This window comes from Candidatus Palauibacter sp., assembly GCF_965237495.1.
In the GTDB taxonomy this organism is placed as follows: Bacteria; Gemmatimonadota; Gemmatimonadetes; order Palauibacterales; family Palauibacteraceae; genus Palauibacter.
In genome coordinates this window covers 480,733-497,448 of record NZ_OZ250143.1, presented here as the reverse complement: position 1 = coordinate 497,448, position 16,716 = coordinate 480,733, and the positions used below count along the sequence as shown (strand labels likewise).

Below are 16,716 nucleotides of genomic sequence, written 5' to 3'. Positions count from 1 at the left end.
GGCGGTCAGCCTCCCCGGCGGCGGGCGCGCGCCAGGGCGACGAGGCCGAAGGCGGCGGCGGAGACGATGAGGCCGATGAGCGTGCGGTCCAGCAGGGCGGGCGCATCGGCGGGGGCGAAGATCCGGACGGCCGCCAGCGCCGCGAGCCCGGCCCCGATGCCGGCGAGGGCCTCGGGGACGCCGGCCCGCCGCGAGTGCAGGCCGGCCGCGACCGGCACGAACAGGCTCACGCTCAGGACCGAATAGAAGATCGTGAGCGAGGCGATCACGCTCTCGAGCCATAGCGCCAGAAGAACGGCGAGCGCACCCCCCGCGATGGCGGCGCCTCGCGCCGCGCGCAGCACCTGCCGGCTGGTGGCCTCGGGGCGGAGAAAGCCCTTGTAGAGGTCCTTCGAGAGCGACGTGGAGAGCATGAACAGGCCGGCGTCGGCCGAACTCACCTCGGCCGAGAACACCGCGGCGAGCCCGAGCAGCCCCAGCGCCGGCGGCAGCGCCGTGGCCAGCAACATGGGCAGCGCCTGCTCACGGCTCGCGAGCGCCGGATCGTAGACACGCGCGATCATGCCGAGCAGCGTCGGCGCGAAGGCGAACAGCACCAGAGCCACGCCAGCCGCCAGGAGTCCGGTCCGGACCGTCCGGGCGTCCACCGCGCCGTAGACCTTCTGGACCAGCCCGGGGGAGATGATGAAGGCCGGCGCGAGGAGGGCGAGGTACACCCAGCCGGACGCGCCACCCTGCCACAGGCTCAGGTAATCCGGTGACGTCCGCTCGGCGACCGCCTCGATCGCCGCCCAGCCGCCGATGTCGGCGAGCGCCCACGGGATCGCGATCGCGAAGCCGGCCAGGAGGACGACGAGCTGCACGAGGTTGACCCAGGCCGAGGCCACGAGGCCGCCCGCGCTGAAGTAGACGATGACGACGATGCCGCCGATGAGGGCGCCCACCCAGCGCGGAGACCCGGCGACGACGGAGACGATCTCGGCCATCGCGATGAGCTGCCCGGACACGATCGTGAGCGTGGCGAACCACAGCAGCCCGGCGATGAGGAGCCGGACCGAGCGGCCGTACCGCAGTTCGAGGTAGTCGCCCATGGTGAGGAGCCCGTGGCGCGCGGCGATCCGCCAGATGCGCGGGCCGACCCAGATCGCGAGCAGGATCGTCCCGATGCCCGCCGAGCCGACCCACCACCACGCACTCAGTCCGTCGCGATAGGCGAGCCCCGCCGCGCCGACCGTCGTGCCGGCGCCGAGGTTGGCGGCGAGGATGGTGGAGAAGAGCAGAACGGGGCCGAGCTTGCGGTCGGCGACGAAGAAGCTGCCCGCGGCGTCGACCCGGCGGCCGATCCACGCTCCCAGCACGATGAGTCCGGCGGCGTAGCCGAGGATCCCCCACAGGCTGGCGCTCATCTGATCGCGGGTGGCGCGCTCACCCGACCGCGTCTCCGGTCACTCAGGACGTTGAGATCTGGAAGCAGCACGGAGGATCAGCCGCTTCCAAATCGGGTTTTATCGTCCTCCGCATCGAGCGCCCCGGGTCGGTCGAGATCGACGCCCGGACGCAGGCGGGAGCGCACCGTCACCAGTCGGAAGGGCGGCGGCACCGCGCGGTCACGCCGCTTCAGCTCAGCGTCCAGGGTTTTGGCGATGAAGGCGCTCACACTCATCCCCCGGGCTGCCGCTTCGCGGCGCACCTGTCTGGCGAGCTGATCATCGAGGGAAATCGTCGTTCGCATGGTGAAGAGAATAACGACATGCACCACTCCATCAACGATCAGCCGCCAGCGGGTGCCAACTCCGACGCCGATGGTATGCCGGGGAGTCCGGTCGCGGCACGGACGGCGCGCAGGATCGCTTCCGCCACGACCTCGGCGGCGAGCGCCCCGATCCGGGTGAGCCCGCCTTCGTCCTCGTGCTCGCCGGTCGCGAGGCCGAACAGGGTGTCGCCGTCGCGCGGCGTGTGGGCCGGATAGATCGCGCGGGCGAGCCCGTCGTGCGCCATCTGCGCGACCTTGGTGATCTCCGCCTTCGTGAGCGAGGCGTTCGTCGCGACCACGCCGATCGTGGTGTTCCCGGCGGGCGCGCCCCCACCGCCGCGGCCGGGAAGCTCGCCCTCCCGCAGGAGCCGTCGTGCGTCCGCGAACCCGGTCCCGTCCTCGTTGCGGACCCCCGCGATGATCTCTCCCGTCGCCGGATCGATGACGTCGCCGATCGCGTTGACCGCCACGACCGCGGCGACCGTGAGCCCGTCATCGAGCGTGATCGAGGCGGTGCCGATCCCGCCCTTCATCGCCCGCTCGAGCCCCCGCAGCTTGCCCACGGTGGCCCCCGCCCCCGCACCGACGCTGCCCTCGGCGGGCGCAGCCGCGCTGGCCGCCAGTGCGGCTTGGTATCCGCACTCGGGTCCCGGCCGGATGGATCCGTCGCCCACGCCGAGATCGAACAGGATCGCCCCGGCCACGATCGGAACGACGTGGCCCCCGACGGCGTAACCGATGCCCCGTTCTTCCAGGTACCGGACCACCCCGGACGCCGCGTCGAGCCCGAACGCGCTCCCGCCCGAGAGCACGATGGCGTGGACGGCCTGTACGCGATTCACCGGGTCGAGGAGCGCGACTTCTCGCGTTCCCGGCGCCCCGCCCCGCACGTCGACGCCGGCCACCGCGCCGTCCTCGGCGAGCACGACCGTACACCCGGTAGGCCGCTCCCGGAGCGTGAAGTGCCCGAGCCGCAAGCCCTCCACCGCCGTGATCCCGGCTCCCGCCGGGTCCGATGCTTCCTGCGCCACACACCCTCCCGTCCGGGCGAACAAAGCGAACACGGCGAGTCCGACGAATCCGATGGTTCGCACAGGTTATGTCCGGAGTTCCGGACGGTCCCGGTACTCCTCGAGCGCCTCTGGATTCACCAGCGCGTCGGAGTTCTTCACCGGCTCGCCCATCACGACCGCCCGCACGGCGAGTTCCGAGATCTTGGCGCTCCTCGTCCGCGGGATGTCGGAGACCTCGAGAATGCGGGCCGGGACGTGCCGCGGCGAGGCGTTCTCGCGAATCTCCGTCCTGATCCGCGCCTCCAGTTCTTCATCGAGACGCCGCCCATCCGCGAGCCGCACGAAGAGGATCGCGCGCGTGTCATGCTCCCACGGCTGCCCGATGACGATGGACTCCAGCACCTCCGGCAGCCGGTCCACCAGCCGGTAGATCTCCGCCGTCCCGATCCGTACCCCGCCCGCGTTCAATGTCGCGTCGGAGCGGCCGTAGATCACCACGCCCCCGTGTTCCGTCCACTCCATCCAGTCGCCGTGCCGCCACACGCCCGGGTAGACGTCGAAGTACGCCTCGTGGAAGCGGCGCCCATCCTCGTCCCCCCAGAACCCCGCCGGCACCGATGGGAAGGGTGACTTGCAGACGAGTTCCCCCTTCCCCGTCGGCATCGACCGTCCCTTTTCATCCCATACATCCACGTCCATGCCCAGCGCTGGCGCCTGGATCTCCCCCCTCCACACCGGGAGGAGCGGATGCCCCGCCACGAAGCCCCCGCACAGGTCCGTCCCTCCCGAAATCGAAGCCAGGTGGACATCGGGCTTCACGTGCCGGTACACGTAGTCGAACCCCTCCGGGACGAGCGGAGACCCCGTGGACAGCATCGTCCGCACCGAAGAGAGGTCGTGCGTCTCCCGTGGCCGGAGACCCTCCTTCCCGATCGCGTCGATGAACTTCGCCGACACGCCGAGCTGCGTCATCCGGACCTCCTCCGCGTAGTCGAACAGGACTTCCGGCCCGGGATGGAAGGGCGAACCGTCGAACAGGACGACCGTCGCCTCGCTCCCGAGCGCCGACGAGAGCCAGTTCCACATCATCCACCCGCAGGTGGTGAAGTAGAAGGTGCGATCGCCGCAACGAACATCGGCGTGGAGTTGATGCTCCTTGAGGTGCGTGAGCAGGACGCCGCCCGCCGTATGGACGATGCACTTCGGGAACCCGGTCGTACCCGAGGAGAAGAGGATGTAGAGCGGATGGTCGAAGGGAAATCGCCTGAACTCGATCTCCCGCGGTTGCCACGGGCCGATGAAGTCGTCGAACAGCACCGCGTGCGGGATCGCCGAGATGTCGGGCTCCGGATCGGTGTGGGGGATGATGATCACCCGCTCCACCGATGGAAGCCGGCGCACGATCTCCGGCAGACGGTCGAGGCTCGAATACCGCCTCCCCTGCCAGAAGTAGCCGTCGGCCGCCAGCAGAACGCGGGGTTCGATCTGGCCGAAGCGGTCGAACACGCCCCGCACGCCGAAGTCGGGCGAGGCGGTCGAGATCGTGGCCCCGAGGCTCGCCGAGGCGAGCATGTACACGATCGACTCCGGCAGGTTGGGGACGTAGCCGGCCACCCGGTCTCCCGGCGCGAGTCCCAGCGCTCCCAGCGCCTGTGCGAGCCGCGAGGTCGTGTCGTAGAGCCGCGCCCAGGTCAGGTCGCGGCGGACGCGGTCCTCGGCCCGGAACATCAGGGCGGGCGTGTCGTCGCGGCGCCGGAGGAGGTTCTCGGCGTAGTTCAGGCGGGCGTCGGGATACCAGCGCGCCCCCGGCAGGCGGTCGAAGTCGACCACCGCTCGCTCGCCCCGATCGCCGATGACCCCGCAGAAGTCCCACACCGCATTCCAGAACGCCTCCGGCTCGCGGATCGACCAGCGCCACAGCGCCCGGGGGGAGTCGGCTCCGGCCCCGCAGCGCTCGTTCGCGAAGCGCGTGAAGCGCGCCATGTTCGTCGTCGCCGTGAATGAGGGATCCGGGGTCCAGAGCGGGCGGTTCACGCGCGTCGTGCTCGCTCGGCCGAGACCCGGAAGTACCGGAAGGCGGGCGGCCAGAGTTGCGCGAGGACCAGCGCGAAGAAGATGAGAGACAGCGTGCCGGAGACCGCGAACCCGATCCCGCTCCAGGCGGAGACCCACTCGGGCGGCACGTAGCTCTCCCCCGGCGCGTGGACCGCGCGCGTGACCCCCACCGCCGTCCCCACGACGTGCAGCCAGAGCACGAGCGCCGCCACCGACACGTTCAGCCCCAGCAGCGCCCGCCGCATCGCCGTCGTGTGGAGCGTCTCCCACCCCGCCTCGCCCTCCCGGGCCTGGATGTGCTCGCTCAGAATCCAGATCACGGCCCCCAGCAGGATCATCGTGTCGATCCCGATCATGGCCCCCATCGCGTGCCCCGTGACAACGTACGTCCCGTGAATCACGGCGTTGAGGGGGGGCACGGAGATGAGGATCGCGCTGAACAGGATCGCGCACGTCCACCATTTCGCGGCCGCGAACGAACCCCGCGCGGCGCAGAACGCCCGATCGCTCGGCGTCCGCAGCGCCCGCCAAAGGTCGAACATCGCCCGCGCGAGGACGATGATCTCCATCATGCTCACGACGAACGCGATCCACTTCACCGACTCCCGCGCCGGGAGGTGATAGCTGTGGTGCGCGAAGTTGGTGAACGAGTTGAGCAGTCCGACGCCGAATAGCATGTAGGCGGTGGTCGAGCGGCCGTACGAGGGATCGCCCGAGATCCGCTCCCCAAGATAGATCACCGCGCCGTAGACGAAGAGGTTGAAGCTTCCGACCAGCGTGCCGGTGGCCTTCCACTGGATCCGCATGTCCTGCACCGGATCTCCGAAGATCCCGGGGACCAGCCACATGTGCTGTTCCACGAAGGTGACGATGAAGAACAGCAGCCCCACGCCCCACATCGCCACGTAGACCGGCCGTTCCCAGAACCGCTTCCCCGCCAGCCGGAAGAAGTTCCACGCGTAGCAGACCCAGCCCGTGAGGATGAGAAGGGAGAAAATCGGATGGAAGCCGACGTACTCGCGGCCCGTCCCCACGCCGAGGGCCAGCGTCAGCAGAATGCCGAGGCCGGCGATCGCCCAGGTGGAGACCTGGATCCGGAGGCGCCAGCGGTCGCCCGCGGTCGGCGGCCCCTCATCCTGCAGGAAGCGGTACACGACGGCGACGCCGCCCAGGAAGACCCAGGCGGAGGCGAAGACGGTGTGGATCGGCCGCAGCTGGCGCAGGTCCAGCCCCACCTGCTGGAACCACGGCGCCAGCGACGGCACGGAGTAGAGCGCCGCGAGGATCCCGCCGAGGAGCGTGATCGCGATCGCGACCAGGCCGCCGCGTATGAACGTGAGCACGGCGAACTGGTGCGCGGGGTGGCCGGCCTCGAAGGGCTTCACGGAAACTCCCACCACGGCAGCGCGCGCCAGTCGAGGCTGCGGTCCGCCGCCAGCGCCTGCGTCGCCGCCTCGAGTTGCTCCCGGTTCGCGCCCAGGAACTCGAGGAACGCGGTGATCGCCGCGCGGTCGGCGTCGTCGAGCGGCGGCACCGGCGGCGGCATGCCCTTCGCCGGGCGACCCTCGGCGAGGACCCGGTCGAGCGAATCCGGCGCGAGCGACCCGGACACGAGCGACAGGTCCGGCGCCCCGACCGGCGACGCCCGGAACGGGAAGTGGCAGGCGCTGCACGGTCGGATGCGCCAGGCGGCGTACCCGGCCGCGATGTCAGCATCTTCGGGGCCGAGGGAGGCCTCGATCGCGCGTTCGAACGCCGCCTGTGCCCCAGCCCCTTCTCCGGGAGTCCCCAGCCGCAGCTGGCCGCGGCCGATCTCCGGCCGGTCGATCTCGCGCAGGAACGCGGCCATCGCCGCCGCCGCCTCGTCGCTGAACCCGAGCGGCGGCATCTGCCCGCTCCCTACCCTCAACAAAGAAACGAGCCGGGTAGAGTCGACCCGGCTCGCGGCGTTCGTCAGATCCGGCCCGAGGAAGCCCCCCTGACCGTACAACTGGTGACAGGTTTGACAGGCATGGCGCTGCCAGAGTGCACGCCCCTCGAGCGCCGGCTCCGAGAGGGGAACGCTGCGCGAGTCCGAATACACCAGCCCCGTCTGGACCCCGAAACAGAGGACCAGCACGGCCAGAAGCAGCTTTTTCCGGGCCGACGTACACATGGGGATTGCTCGAAGAGGTTGGAGTCGTGTTGTCCCGGACCCGCGGATGATCTTCGCACAGGGCAGCGGTCGTCAAGCACACGACGTCATTTGATCGTCGGTTGACGCGCCCGCTCAGTTTGGGAACAGATGATTTGACACGGCTAACCTTACTAAATCATGGTTTATTGTAAGGTATCCACAGCAGGAGGGGACCATGCTGGTAAGGATCACATCCAAGCGTCAGGTGACGTTCCCCGCCCGCGTCCTCGATGCGATGGGCGTGCAGCCCGGTGACCGCCTCGAGTTGGAAGAGGGCCCCGAAGGCTTCATCCTGAGGCCGCAGCGGATCGACCTCTCACGTCTGGCGCCGCTGCGCGCCAGGCTGCGCTCCGGATCCGGGGAGTTCGATATCCACGCCTTCCGCGCCGAGCCCCATGATCCGGCGCTACGGGATTGACACCTCCGTGCTGGTGCGCCTGCTGACGGGCGTGCCGGAAGCGGACTTCACTCAATCCGTCCGGCGGCTCTCCGCCCTGGTGGCCGACGAAGGCTCGGCCGTGGTCGCATCGAACCAGGTGATCGGGGAAGCGTGCATCGCCGTCCAGCATCACTACGGTGTGACCAGAGCCGACGCCCGCGCCGGCCTACTCGACGTTCTTCGCAGCGGACTCGTCGCCCCCCTGAACGGACGCCCGATCCTGGATGCCCTCGAGACCTCCGGTGAACCGGGACTGCTCGACCGTCTCATCGCCAACGACTATGCACGCGAAGACCTGGAGGTCCTGACGCTGGACAAGGCCATGGCCACCCTCCCCCGCGCCCAGCTTCTTTAGCCCGGATCCCCGAGGCAGGAGACGTTCCCGCGGGAACGTCTCCTGCCCTTTCCGCTATCGGTCCGTTCCGCCGGGCGGACGGGGTCCCGCCGTCATGGTCACCTCCAGACCCGGCGACAACGATCGGAAGGAAATGTTGTCGTATTCCCCCGAGGCGACATCGACAATCTCGCTCACGTCGCCATATGCCACGTCGGAGGTCCGCCGTGCGTAGAAGAACCGGTAGCCCTGCGAGCCCTCGGGCAGTTCGGGAAGTTCGGCGATCGCCGCCAGCAATTCTGCTTGTTCTCCTTGCGTTGGCAGCGGAGCGCTCCCGCTCAGGATCACCAGCGGCAGGTCAGCCGGGCCTCCAGCGACATACCAGCTCCAACTCCCCTCGTCGGCCTGGGTATCGGCTGGTTGCAGTTCGACGACTGGCCCCTTGGCGTCCGTCAGGTCGGCGGCCGGAAGTTCGGCGGCGGTTGGCGACGTCTGCTCGCTGCAGTAGACGAGACCCAGGGCCAGCGAGGCCACGAGCCCACCGCGGAGCGCCATGCGAAGCACGGGAGGAAGGGTCGAAGCGGGCCGGTTCGTAATAATCATTCGAAGTCTCCTCTCGAGTAGTCGGGTTCCTCGGCCATTGTGAGCGGCACTCGCGAAAGCCGGGAGCCCGGGGGTCCGCTCCGTGCGGACGAGGTCGATCGCCCGCACGAGCGCACGGGCGTAGGCGCGCGGGGCGCAGCCGAAGGCGCGCACGACGAGGGCGTCGCAGCAGACCTCCCCCGCGGCTCGGAGCTTCCGTCGCGCCCACCACGCGACGGGGTTCCACCAGAACGCGGTGCACGCCAGCCACTCCAGCCAGCGGACGAGGTGATCGCGGCGGCGGACGTGGGCCAGTTCGTGCGCCACGATCCAGCGCAGTTCGGAGCGCTCCAGCCCGGTGAGCAGGGCAGACGGGATGAGAACGCGGACGGCGCCGCCGCTCCAGCACGCCATGGGGGAGACGAGCGCGTCCGTCGTGTGGATCGCCGGGACCTTCGCGAGGCCGAGGGTGCGCGCCAACTCCTCCGCCATCCGCCGCAACGCGGGAGGGGCCTCGCGCGAGGCTCCCTGCATGAAGCGGCGGAACCTTCGCATCCGTGCCAGCGTCCAGCCCAACACCGCTACGGCGCCACAGAGCCACAACAGCACGAGCAACCAGCTCCCATGCCCGGCGAACCACACCCCATTGGACGGTTCACTCGGGGCGAGCGGCGGGACGTTGCCGATCGCCAAGGTGCCCGTGAGCGCAGCGCCCGCTAGCCCGGCAGCCGGTGCCGCCGTCTGCAGGACGGGGATGGCGATCAGCGGCGGAACGAGCAGCGCTGCCATCAACGTGAGGCAGATCGCATGACACAGGCGCGGTCGCTGGTTGTCTCGCGCGGCGAGCCACGCCGCGCCTCCGAGAACGACCGAGATGGCGAGCTTGGTGCCGGCGATCTTCAGGGCCAGATCCGTCATCTCTCCTCCAGCAACTGCCGCAGGCGTTCCATGTCCGCGTCGGAGAGTTTCCGCTCCTCCACCAGGTGCGAGATCATCGGCACCAGAGATCCTCCGGTCACCTGATCCGCGAGAGCCTCGAGACGCCCGCAGGCGTAGGCCTCGCGGCTGATCAGCGCCGTGAACAGGTGCGCCGCTCTGTCGCGGTCCCGCTGGATGAAGCCCTTGTCCTCGAGCCGCTGCACCAGCCGCTGGATCGTACCGTGCATCGAGTGGGCCGCGTCCGGGTAGAGCTGCTCCCGGAGGTGGCGAGCCGTCAGGCTCCCCTCCTCCCAGAGCCGTTCGATGACCGCGAGTTCGGCATTTGCGAGCTTTGGTACCGTCATCGGTAACTATCTCCGTTGCGGGGCGGGCGTCCTGCCGGCGGGCTCTATTCCCACTTCGGGCTGCTGCTGTCCGAACGTCATGATATGGAACCTGGAGATGGAAGCTTCGGGGATTCTGTCGAGAAAGGTCCAGCCTCCGTCCCCCGTCTGCCGAGCGACGAGGAACTTCGAGTCGTCGGTGCCCTCGGGCAGTTGGGCGATTGCGGCCCACAACGCCTCATTCTGGCTCAGAGGAACCAGATCGTCGTAGTCCAGGACGACCACCCCGCGCGGGCCCTCCGCGGGGCCAGCATCTTCGACGGAGTAGACCCAGCTCACACTCTCAGCGCGAAGTACGAACGCCTCGTCGCTCTCCTCCACTCGACGGGCTGCCGAGAGGCCGTCCCCGCGTGGCACCGCGATGAGCTCCAGTTCGGCGTTGAGCGGAGCGTCGAGCGACAGGGCGGGCGAGGGGGCTTCGGCCGCGGTCGGCAAGGTCCGCTCCCCACAGTAGACGAGCCCGACGGCCAGAAGGGCGACGAGCCCACAGCGCAGCGGAGTACGGAGTCCGCGCGGAAGGGTCGAGGGTGGATTGTTCGTGATGATCATTCGAATTCTCCTCTCGAGAAACTGGGTGCGCCGACCGCTGTCGGCGGCGCTTGCGAAGGCGGGCGGGCGAGGCGTCCGCTCCGTACACACCAGGTCGATCGCGCGAACGAGTGCGCGGGCGTAGTCGCGTGGCGCGCAGTTGAAGGCGTTCACGACCAGCGCGTCGCAGCAGAGCTCTCCCGCGGCTCTGAGCCGACGCCGCGCCCACCAGGCCACCGGGTTCCACCAGAAGGCGGTGCACGCCAGCCACTCCAGCCACCGAACCAGGTGGTCGCGGCGGCGGATGTGGGCCAGTTCGTGCGCCAGAATCCAGCGCAGTTCGGCCTGCGGCATGGTCTCCAGAAGGGCGGAAGGAATGAGGACGTGGGTGGCCCCACCGCTCCAGTACGCCATGGGGGAGACCAGTGCGTCCGTCGTGTGGATTTCCGGCACCTTCGCGAGGCCGAGGGTGCGCGCGACCTCGCGCGCCATCCGCCGCAGATCGGGTGAGGCTCCGCGAGAGACCGCCATCAGGGAGCGCCGGAAGCGCCGTGCCCGGACGAGGGTCGATAGGAGCACCGCGACGGCGCCGAGCACCCATGCGAGCACGAGTCCCGACCCTGCATAGCCGGTGAACCAGCCCCCGCCCGGGGCTCCGGTGAGGGTGACCGATCGGAGTTCGCCGAACCCGACCACGCCGGCGGGGCCCGGAGGCGGGAGGGTCGGCTGCAATACCGGGATCGAGATGAGCGGCGGAACGAGCAGCGCCGCGAGCAGCGTGAGACAGAGCGCGTGGGACAGGCGCGGTCGGTCCTGATTGCGCTGCAGCAGCCAAACCGCACCACCGAGGACGACGGAGACGGCGAGCTTGCTGCCGGCAATCTGGAGGATCAGCTCCATCAGTTCTCCTCCGGTAACTGCCGAAGGCGTTCGATGTCGGACGCGGAGAGTGTCCGCTCCTCCACCAGCTGCGAGGCGTTTGCGAGCTTCGGTATCGTCATCGAAAGTCATCTCCCGTGCCGGGAACAACGACACGCTGTCGTACAGTGCGACATGGTGTCGTAATTGTCAAGTGGATGCAGCGGGAGACCGAAGGGTTGCGTCCGGTCAGGCGCGCGTCAGTTGATGCGCTTCTCGCGGCCGGCCCACTCGCGTGACCGCGGAGACGTTCCCGCGGGAACGTCTCCTGTGCCCTCCGCCATCGGTCGGTGCCATCGGCCGGTTGGGGTCCCGCGAGTACCGAAAGGTTGCGGGAGGGATGGTCGGAGGGAGGCCCGCTCAGCAGCCGCCGCCGTGGACATGGGCGACAATCCGGCCGCGATCACCTTCGATCTCGATCACCGTATACCCTTCGCCTTCGTAGGCGACCCAATACGCCACGCCTACCAGAAGGCCGCCGAAGCGGTAGAATCCGAGCCATTCGTGGCGACGACTACCTTTGCCACCCCGCTCACTCCCCGGCGAATCGACCAGGTTCAGTGCTCGGCGGATCTCGTCGAGCCCCGGGACTTCCGTTTCGTCCATGACCGCATCGGCGGGCCGCGAGAACGCCGCGCCGATGAGAGGCCAGCGACGTCCGGGACGCCAGCGGTCTTCTTCAGCCAGGCGGAACAGCGTTGCCACCTCGGGAGTCTCCTCGAGATCAAGCGCCCAACCCGTGGAACATTGCACCTGCAGAAGCGACAGAGAGGCCGCATCGACGATGGTGGCATTCTCTCCAGCCGCATACACGACCCAACGATCCGGCGCCGTTCTTGTCCGTCTCCAGTCGTAGCGCTCAGGCAGGTCGCCACCACGGCTCCCGCCGGCTCCCGGAAGCCGCATCCAAGACCGAGGGAGTAGGCGGGGCGTGCCCGTGTCGCGATCGAACCGGAGGTCTTCGAGTCCAAATAGCTCGGGCCAGGGTTCATCCCACCCATCACCCGCGGGCTGCCCGGGACCGTAGCGCGCGACCGGAACGAGCCCCCCTACGCGCATGACCCCGACCCACAGCGGCGCGTCTTGCGCTGGTTCGGCCCGCACCTCGGTGGGAGGCTGGCCGTATGCGATGCCTGCCGATACCGCCACCAGAGCAAGAGCGCCCGCGGCTGGTTTTCTGTTCATCTCGGGCTCCTGCGGTTTATCGGCCGCCTTTAGTCAGTTGATGCGCTTCTCGCGGCCGGTCCACTCGCGGTCGCGGAGGATGTACTTCTGGACTTTGCCGGTGGAGGTCTTGGGGAGGTCGCCGAACGCGATCGCGTCGGGGCACTTGAAGCGGGCGATCCGGTCGCGGCAGAAGTCGATGATCTCCCGCTCCGTGGCGTCGGCTCCCGGCTTCAGCGTGACGAACGCCTTGGGCCGCTCACCCCATTCGTCGTGCGGGATGGCGATGACGGCGCATTCCAGCACGGCCGGGTGGCGGGCGACGGTCTGCTCGACTTCGATGGTCGAGATGTTCTCGCCGCCGGAGATGATGATGTCCTTGGCCCGGTCCCGGAGTTCGACGTAGCCGTCGGGGTGCCACACGGCGAGGTCGCCGGAGTGGAACCAGCCGCCGCGGAACGCCTCGGCGGTCGCCTCGGGCTGCGCGAAGTAGCCCTTCATGACGATGTTCCCGCGCATCACGACCTCGCCCATGGTCGCGGCGTCGCGCGGCACGTCGCGGCCCTCCTCGTCCACCACTCTCATCATGTCGGAGGTGACGAAGCCCTGGCCCTGGCGCGCGAGCAGCCGGGCCTGTTCCTCGGGTGGCCGGTCGTCCCAGTCCGCGTGCCAGACGCAGGTCGCCGTGGGGCCGTACGTCTCGGTGAGACCGTAGGCGTGGATCGGCTCGAAGTTGAGCGCCCGCAACTGCTCCAGCAGCGTGGGTGAGGGGGGTGCCCCCGCGATCATCGTCCGCACCGGATGGTCGAGCCGCCCGGCGGAAGGGTGGTTCACGAGCATGATCTGGACCGTTGGAGCCCCACAGTAATGCGTGACGCCCTCCGACTCGATCAGCGCCCAGATGCGGCCGGGGTCGACGTCCCTCAGGCACACGTGCGTGCCCGCCACGGCGGTCACCGCCCAGGTGAAGCACCAGCCGTTGCAGTGGAACATCGGGAGCGTCCACAGATAGACGGCGCCGGACGTCATCTCCATCTCGATCAACTCGCCGAGCGCGTTCAGATACGCGCCGCGATGCGTATACACGACGCCCTTGGGGCGGCCCGTCGTCCCCGAGGTGTAGTTCATCGAGATATGGTCTTCCTCGTCCGCCGGGCCGGCCGCGAGCGGGGGCGGCTCCGCCGAGCCGACAGCCGAGCCGAGAAACGCCTCGTAGGGGTCTTCCGGGGCGCCGGTATCGTCGATCCGCACCGGCGACACGCCGTCGCCCGCGAGCGCGTCCTCGTCGATGAGTCCCGCGAGCGCCCGGTCCACGAACAGGTATCGCGCGCCGCTATGCTCCAGGATGTAGGCGATCTCGGCCGCGGCGAGCCGCGTGTTGATCGCGACCAGCACGCCGCCCGAGGCCGGGACCCCGTAATGCGCCTCCAGCAGGGGCGGGGTGTTCGGCGACAGGAACGCGACCCGGTCGCCCGGCTGGAGCCCGGCGCCGAGCAACCCCGCGGCCAGCCGCCGGACGCGAAGCTCGAACTCCCGGTAGGAGTAGCTCCGGTCGCCGTGCACGACCGCGGTCTTGTCGGGGTACACGAACGCGCTCCGCCGCAGGAACTCGAGCGGCGTGAGTTCGGTCCGGTCCGGGCTCCTCTCACTCACGGGCGGTCCCGCGCGACGCCGCTCAGTCGCCGCCGGCCGCGGAGGCTTCGGAGAGCAGCCGCCGGTACACCTCGCGCGCTTCCTCGAACTGCCCGTACACGTGGTCCTGCTCTGTCTGCGACCGCCAGCCCGGCCACTGCCTCGCCTGCCGCTCGAGTTCGTCGATCCAGTCGAGCCCGTACTTCGCGCCCGCGGCGTCGCGGATCAACTCGCCGCCCACGGTGAACCAGACCGGATTCGTGAACCCCTGCGGATAGGCGGCGTCGAGCGGGAACCGCTCCGCCGGCTCGCCCTCGGCCCGCAGGTGGATCCAGCCGCTGCCGTCGATGTCCACCTCCCCCGAGAACGAGGCCGACTTGCGGTCGTCCGAAAGTTCGAGGTCGAGGGCGTCCTGACCGTCACGCACCAGCCACACCCGCGTGAGCGGCACCACGGACCGCACGCTCGCCTCGACCTGCACGCTCGTCGCGTCCGCGCCGAGATCCACCACCGAACCCGGGATCTCGCCCTCCACCGTGAGTTCGACCAGCGGCCCGTTGGTCACGAACGCGGCCGCGCCCCGCAGGCCGTCGTACCAGCCTTCCGCCGTCCGCCGTCCATCCGGCGTGCGCACGTAGGTCCGCATCGCACCCAGGAGCGGGGTCGCCTGCAGGTTGCTGATCGAGTCCTCTCCCCCCGTGGCGCAGACGCGCACGTCGTTGCTCCACAGTGCGTAGATCGGGAAGAAGCCCGCCCGTTCCGCGGAGGACCACTCGAGCGCGTCGCTCGTCCCCAGCACGGCGTCGACCATGAACCCCTTCCCGCCCATGAGCCCGACCGTGAGCGGGTCCATGTCCCCGAAGTAGGGGTGGACGTACCCGGTCGCCGCCCCCTGCGCCTGCGCCATCCGCATCATGTCCGTGTTCGACGGATAGAGGCTCTCGATCGCCGTCCCCTCGTACCCCGTCGTGAACGGCGAGATGAGGTGGTCGCGCAGCCCGAGCATGAACACGTGGCCGTAGAACGGCGGCCGGTACTCCTGCCCCACCACCACGACGAGATCCTCCGTCGACACCGGGTGCGCCCCGCCTCCGGGCACGAAGAACTGGTGGTCCAGGATCCGGTTGTCCTTGTTCGCCACCTGCTCGTTCACGATGTCCTGGTCCTCCGCCTCGGACATGAACATCAGGTTCTCGAGCGTGTTGTGGAGATTCCCGGCGTAGTTCATGTGGACGTGCGTCGAGCCGTTGTGCCAGCCGTCCGCCGAGAGATCCGCGAACCGGTGCAGCGTGACGGCCAGATCCACCGTCTCTCCCGCCTCGATCGCCACCTTCATGCGCTGCGGCTCGATCTCGAAGCCCTTCACGACCGTGAGGTCCGCTTCGCCCGGCGGGAGCGCGACCGTGAACGTTCCATCGGTGTGGAAGGCCGGATAGCCCCCGCGCTGGCCGATGCGCGCGTACTCGTCGGCGGGCGCGTGGTACTTCCCGTCCCCGCCGAGCAGCGTCACGCGGGCCGGCACCGGATCTCGTCCGGTGGCGTCCGTGCGCACCGTGACCGAGAGCGTGCCCGTCGGCCCGGCGTACGCGCGCGCGCCGATGTCGATCCGCCGCCGCCGGCCGCCGTAGGTCTCGATCAACTCGAGTTGCGGCAGTCCGTCCTCGTTCGTGATATAGGCGATCGACTCGCCGTCGGGGGACCAGCGCGGGTGGAACGCGTCGTGCTCGAAGAAGGTGAGCTTGTACGGTTCGCCCCCCTCGGTCGGCTGCACGTAGAGGTTGTTGAACTGGTCCGCGGCCCCGGCCGTCGACGAGTAGACGAAGCGGCGCCCATCGTGCGACACGTCCGGCCGGGTGCGGTAGAGGGTCTGCTCGCGCAGCACCGTCGTCGCCTCCCGGATCCCGCCCGCGCGCGCCGGCACCCGGATCACGTTCCCCGAACCCAGCGGGACGTCGCGGTTGGAGACAAGGAGGAGTTCCTCCCCATCCGGCATCCACGCGGGCGACAGGTGCATGTCCATCGGCCCGAAATAGAGCCGGTTGGCGCCGTAGTCGTTGTCGCTCGTGACCGCGACCTCCGGTCCCGCCCAGTCGCCGTCCGCGATCGCCCGGATGTAGACGTTGAAGAAGCCGTTGGGCGCGCTCGACACGTAGGCGAGGCGTCCGCCGTCCGGAGAGAACACGGGATCGGCGTACACGAAGCCGTCGTCCGTCAGGGTCCGCGTCTCGCCAGTCTCCGTGTCCAGCATCTCGAGCTGGATCCGCTCCCCGCCGTGGTCCGCCGTGTACACGACCCAGCGGCCGTCGGGGGAATAGGAGGGGGACGAATGATACGTGCTCCCGCGGGTGAGTTCCGTGGCGTCGCCGGTCTCCACGTCCACTTCCCAGACGGAACCGGCCATCCCCACCGCGATGGAGGACCCGTCGGGCGACCAGGACGGGAACCAGGGCGTCGTCCCGGGCGCCGGCGGCAGGTAGTAGTTGTGCATGTAGTTGCCGCCGTGCCGCACGCCGGGATAACCGCCGAACTCGGGCGGCGGCTCCTCGGCGAGGACGGGCGTCACGGGCCGGGCCGAAGACGACTCCAGCGGACCGGGTTCGCCGGTGACCCCGGGCGCGCCGTCACCGGGCGCGCAGGCCAGCGCGAGCCCGGCGGACAGGAAAGAGAAAAGGAGGACGGGAGCGGGGCCGATACGCATGGCAGCTCGCAGGCTCGGAGGATCGGTGAACGGAGCCCCCAACTTGCCCCGCGCCAACCGCGCCGCGCAACGCGGCCGGCGCCGTGTGCCGCAGTCTTGCGC

Annotated in this window: 14 protein-coding genes; 2 read left to right on the top strand and 12 right to left on the bottom strand. The window is 69.4% G+C overall.

Translation table 11 applies throughout. The annotated features are described in order from the left end of the window. Positions 1-5 precede the first annotated feature (5 nt). The 6 genes from ACPXY0_RS02055 to ACPXY0_RS02030 form a co-directional block, all read right to left on the bottom strand. On the bottom strand, positions 6-1,406 hold the full coding sequence (locus ACPXY0_RS02055) for a sodium:solute symporter family protein (protein ID WP_423928001.1): 1,401 nt from the start codon (positions 1,404-1,406) through the stop codon (positions 6-8). Between the two features lie 77 nt (positions 1,407-1,483). Beyond that, complete coding sequence (locus ACPXY0_RS02050) at positions 1,484-1,759, bottom strand: ribbon-helix-helix protein, CopG family (RefSeq protein WP_423927999.1); 276 nt, start codon at positions 1,757-1,759, stop codon at positions 1,484-1,486. An 11-nt stretch (positions 1,760-1,770) separates the two neighbouring features. Then, positions 1,771-2,847 (bottom strand): P1 family peptidase, encoded by a 1,077-nt coding sequence (locus tag ACPXY0_RS02045; protein WP_423927997.1) that lies wholly within the window; start codon positions 2,845-2,847, stop codon positions 1,771-1,773. A 3-nt stretch (positions 2,848-2,850) separates the two neighbouring features. Next, a complete protein-coding gene (locus ACPXY0_RS02040) occupies positions 2,851-4,800 on the bottom strand; it encodes an acetoacetate--CoA ligase (protein ID WP_423927995.1) in 1,950 nt (649 codons plus the stop codon). Further along, positions 4,797-6,206: a cbb3-type cytochrome c oxidase subunit I gene (locus ACPXY0_RS02035; RefSeq protein WP_423927993.1), complete on the bottom strand. Its 1,410-nt coding sequence runs from the start codon at positions 6,204-6,206 to the stop codon at positions 4,797-4,799. The genes ACPXY0_RS02040 and ACPXY0_RS02035 overlap by 4 nt, the downstream gene beginning before the upstream one ends. Beyond that, positions 6,203-6,976: a c-type cytochrome gene (locus ACPXY0_RS02030; RefSeq protein ID WP_423927991.1), complete on the bottom strand. Its 774-nt coding sequence runs from the start codon at positions 6,974-6,976 to the stop codon at positions 6,203-6,205. Before ACPXY0_RS02030 ends, ACPXY0_RS02035 begins: the two co-directional genes overlap by 4 nt. A 196-nt stretch (positions 6,977-7,172) precedes the next feature. Here ACPXY0_RS02030 and ACPXY0_RS02025 point away from each other — a divergent pair, with 196 nt between their 5' ends. Together ACPXY0_RS02025 and ACPXY0_RS02020 are read left to right on the top strand one after the other, a co-directional pair. After that, positions 7,173-7,415 carry an AbrB/MazE/SpoVT family DNA-binding domain-containing protein gene (locus tag ACPXY0_RS02025; protein ID WP_423927989.1) on the top strand — a complete coding sequence of 81 codons (243 nt, stop codon included), beginning with the start codon at positions 7,173-7,175 and terminating at the stop codon, positions 7,413-7,415. Then, positions 7,393-7,791, top strand: a complete 399-nt coding sequence (locus ACPXY0_RS02020; RefSeq protein ID WP_423927987.1) for a hypothetical protein — start codon at positions 7,393-7,395, stop codon at positions 7,789-7,791. Before ACPXY0_RS02025 ends, ACPXY0_RS02020 begins: the two co-directional genes overlap by 23 nt. A gap of 54 nt (positions 7,792-7,845) precedes the next feature. Here ACPXY0_RS02020 and ACPXY0_RS02015 read toward each other — a convergent pair whose 3' ends face one another. The 6 genes from ACPXY0_RS02015 to ACPXY0_RS01990 all read right to left on the bottom strand — a co-directional run bounded on the left by ACPXY0_RS02015 (position 7,846) and on the right by ACPXY0_RS01990 (position 16,614). After that, positions 7,846-9,270: a M56 family metallopeptidase gene (locus tag ACPXY0_RS02015; protein WP_423927985.1), complete on the bottom strand. Its 1,425-nt coding sequence runs from the start codon at positions 9,268-9,270 to the stop codon at positions 7,846-7,848. Beyond that, positions 9,267-9,635, bottom strand: coding sequence for a BlaI/MecI/CopY family transcriptional regulator (locus tag ACPXY0_RS02010; RefSeq protein WP_423927983.1), 369 nt, complete (start codon positions 9,633-9,635; stop codon positions 9,267-9,269). Before ACPXY0_RS02010 ends, ACPXY0_RS02015 begins: the two co-directional genes overlap by 4 nt. A gap of 6 nt (positions 9,636-9,641) precedes the next feature. Beyond that, complete coding sequence (locus tag ACPXY0_RS02005) at positions 9,642-11,102, bottom strand: M56 family metallopeptidase (protein WP_423927981.1); 1,461 nt, start codon at positions 11,100-11,102, stop codon at positions 9,642-9,644. A 378-nt stretch (positions 11,103-11,480) separates the two neighbouring features. Beyond that, the gene (locus ACPXY0_RS02000) at positions 11,481-11,933 is read right to left on the bottom strand and encodes a hypothetical protein (protein WP_423927979.1); all 453 of its coding nucleotides are present in this window, start codon (positions 11,931-11,933) and stop codon (positions 11,481-11,483) included. Between the two features lie 405 nt (positions 11,934-12,338). After that, positions 12,339-13,937, bottom strand: coding sequence for an acyl--CoA ligase family protein (locus ACPXY0_RS01995; protein ID WP_423927977.1), 1,599 nt, complete (start codon positions 13,935-13,937; stop codon positions 12,339-12,341). Between the two features lie 22 nt (positions 13,938-13,959). Further along, a complete protein-coding gene (locus ACPXY0_RS01990) occupies positions 13,960-16,614 on the bottom strand; it encodes a CehA/McbA family metallohydrolase (RefSeq protein ID WP_423927975.1) in 2,655 nt (884 codons plus the stop codon). Positions 16,615-16,716 lie beyond the last annotated feature (102 nt).

Coding starts and splice junctions, on each gene's coding strand:
- ACPXY0_RS02055 (WP_423928001.1), bottom strand. CDS start 1,406: ATGAGCGCCAGCCTGTGGGGGATCCTCGGCTACGCCGCCGGACTCATC.
- ACPXY0_RS02030 (WP_423927991.1), bottom strand. CDS start 6,976: ATGTGTACGTCGGCCCGGAAAAAGCTGCTTCTGGCCGTGCTGGTCCTC.
- ACPXY0_RS02025 (WP_423927989.1), top strand. CDS start 7,173: ATGCTGGTAAGGATCACATCCAAGCGTCAGGTGACGTTCCCCGCCCGC.
- ACPXY0_RS02020 (WP_423927987.1), top strand. CDS start 7,393: ATGATCCGGCGCTACGGGATTGACACCTCCGTGCTGGTGCGCCTGCTG.
- ACPXY0_RS02015 (WP_423927985.1), bottom strand. CDS start 9,270: ATGACGGATCTGGCCCTGAAGATCGCCGGCACCAAGCTCGCCATCTCG.
- ACPXY0_RS02010 (WP_423927983.1), bottom strand. CDS start 9,635: ATGACGGTACCAAAGCTCGCAAATGCCGAACTCGCGGTCATCGAACGG.
- ACPXY0_RS02005 (WP_423927981.1), bottom strand. CDS start 11,102: ATGGAGCTGATCCTCCAGATTGCCGGCAGCAAGCTCGCCGTCTCCGTC.
- ACPXY0_RS01990 (WP_423927975.1), bottom strand. CDS start 16,614: ATGCGTATCGGCCCCGCTCCCGTCCTCCTTTTCTCTTTCCTGTCCGCC.